The organism is Actinomadura logoneensis, from assembly GCF_003428695.1.
In the GTDB taxonomy this organism is placed as follows: Bacteria; Actinomycetota; Actinomycetes; order Streptosporangiales; family Streptosporangiaceae; genus Spirillospora; species Spirillospora logoneensis.
Window position 1 is genome coordinate 1 of the sequence record NZ_QURH01000583.1, and the last position, 1,899, is coordinate 1,899.

General features: G+C 76.0%; 2 protein-coding genes and 1 pseudogene. 1 reads left to right on the forward strand and 2 read right to left on the reverse strand.

The genetic code is table 11. The features are described 5' to 3' along the window. Both DZF91_RS24385 and DZF91_RS24390 read right to left on the reverse strand, forming a co-directional pair. Positions 1 to 559 (reverse strand): annotated as a pseudogene (locus DZF91_RS24385) (hypothetical protein); the annotation flags it as partial. 87 nt (positions 560 to 646) lie between these two features. Continuing rightward, the gene (locus DZF91_RS24390; RefSeq protein ID WP_117359619.1) at positions 647 to 1,501 is read right to left on the reverse strand and encodes an ABC transporter permease subunit; all 855 of its coding nucleotides are present in this window, start codon (positions 1,499 to 1,501) and stop codon (positions 647 to 649) included. A 212-nt stretch (positions 1,502 to 1,713) separates the two neighbouring features. Between DZF91_RS24390 and DZF91_RS39050 the strand changes: the two genes are divergently transcribed. After that, positions 1,714 to 1,899, forward strand: a 186-nt coding sequence (locus tag DZF91_RS39050; protein WP_147341347.1) for a hypothetical protein, incomplete at its 3' end; no start/stop codon positions are given.

Genomic DNA, 1,899 nt, shown 5'->3' on the forward strand with positions numbered 1-1,899 from the left:
AGTACAGGTCGGCGGCGGCGATCGCGGCGCCCGCCGCCATCACGGGCCAGGGGACGCGGGCGGCGCGCAGCGCGCCGACCCGTCCGGTGAGCGCGCGCGGCCAGCGTTCCCGCAGGTAGAGGGGCAGCGCGATCGCGACGCCGACGGCCATCCCGGCGAAGCCGGCCATGATGAGCAGCCCCTCCCAGGACGGCGGCCCGCCGTCGTCCGACCCGCCGCCGCCACCGTCGCCGCCGCTGAGCAGGGAGCCGAGCAGGCTGAACGGGACGGCCGAGATCAGCAGGCCGCCCGCGATCCACGCGAACAGCAGCACCGGCGCGGCGGGCAGGCGCAGCCCCCAGTCGCAGGCCAGCGCGAGCGCGAGCCCGATGCCGACGACCGCCATCCCGACCGTGAGCGTGTTCAGGACGATCCACGCGCCGGTGCCCATGCCGTGCATCGGGGACCGTCCGGTGGCGAGCGCGACGACCACCCACACGACCTTGACCAGCAGATACATCCCGAGTGTGCCCGCGGCGCCGAAGCCCGCCCAGCGCCGCGCCCTCGTCCGTCCGTCCATGGCCACGAGTCTCGGACGGGGCCGGGACGCCCGCCTCCCCCGCGCGAGGCGCTCCGCTCCCCCGCGCGGGTGATCTTCAGCGGGCCCTCACACGTCCCGCCGCCGGACGACCACGACGGCCACCGCCACGGCCGCCAGCGCGCAGCACGCGAAGGCGAGCCACGAGCCGGCGACCGTGGGCAGCGCCGCACCCCCGCGCGGATGCCGCTGGGACAGGCACATCGCCCAGTCGTAGAGGGGAAGGCACTTGTAGACGTCGTTCACCCACTGGTGGGCGTTCGGCTTCGCCATCATCGGCAGGATCACCAGGAGAACGATCACCGCCACCACCGTGCCCGCCGTATGGCGCAGCAGCGCGCCGATCCCCATGCCGACCAGCGCGGCGAGCGGGGCGAGCAGCGCGTTCGCGGCCAGGACGCGCGGCACGCCCGGGTCGTTCACGGAGAGCGCGACGCCCCGTCCGGACAGGATCGCCTGGCTCACCGCGAACGTGCTCAGCGCGACGAGGACACCGACGGCCAGCATGACCGCCGCGACGACCGTGACCTTGGCGAGGACGACCCGGTGCCGCGCCGGGACGGCGGTGAACGTGGTGCGGATCAGCCCGGTGGCGAACTCGCCGACGAGCGCCAGCGCGCCCACCACCCCCGAACCGACGACGAGCAGGATCGCGCTCACCTGGCTGAGCGCGGGGCGCAGCGGGTCGAAGTGGGCCCGCTCCCGCGCGGGGAGGTTCGGCCAGTCGTCGTAGGCGGCCGTGCTCTTCTGCGCGGCGACGAGCATGAGCAGCAGGACACCGGCGCCGAGCACGTACCGGGTCGAGCGCAGCGAGCTCAGCTTCGTCCACTCGGCGGCGGCCAGGTCCCGGAAACGGACGCGCGGGTCGGCGGCCGAGTACCGCGGCGCCCGCGGCGGCGCCGACGGTCCGACGGCCGCGCTCATCGCGCCTCCCCCGCCCGCGGAGCGCGGTGAGCCTCCGCCCGCGGAGCGTGGTGGGCCTCCGCCCGCGGAGCGGCGTGAGCCTCAGCCCGCAGAGCGGCGTGAGCGTCCGCCCCTAGAGCGCCGTGAGCCTCCGCCCGCAGAGCGGGGTGGGCGTCCGTGCGGTATTGGGCGTGGTCGGCGGTCAGTTCCATGAACGCCTCCTCCAGTGACGCGTGACGCGCCGTCAGTTCGTGCAGGACGACGTGGTGCCGGAAGGCGAGTTCGCCCACCTCCGCCGCGGCGAGGCCGGTGACGGTCAGGAGTCCCGGGCCGTCCGCGGCGACGACCGCCCCGGCGGCGGTCAGCGGCGGGACGAGCCGGGCGGCCTCCGGCGCGCGGACGACGACGCGGGCGTGCCC

Coding starts and splice junctions, on each gene's coding strand:
- DZF91_RS24390 (WP_117359619.1), bottom strand. CDS start 1,501: ATGAGCGCGGCCGTCGGACCGTCGGCGCCGCCGCGGGCGCCGCGGTAC.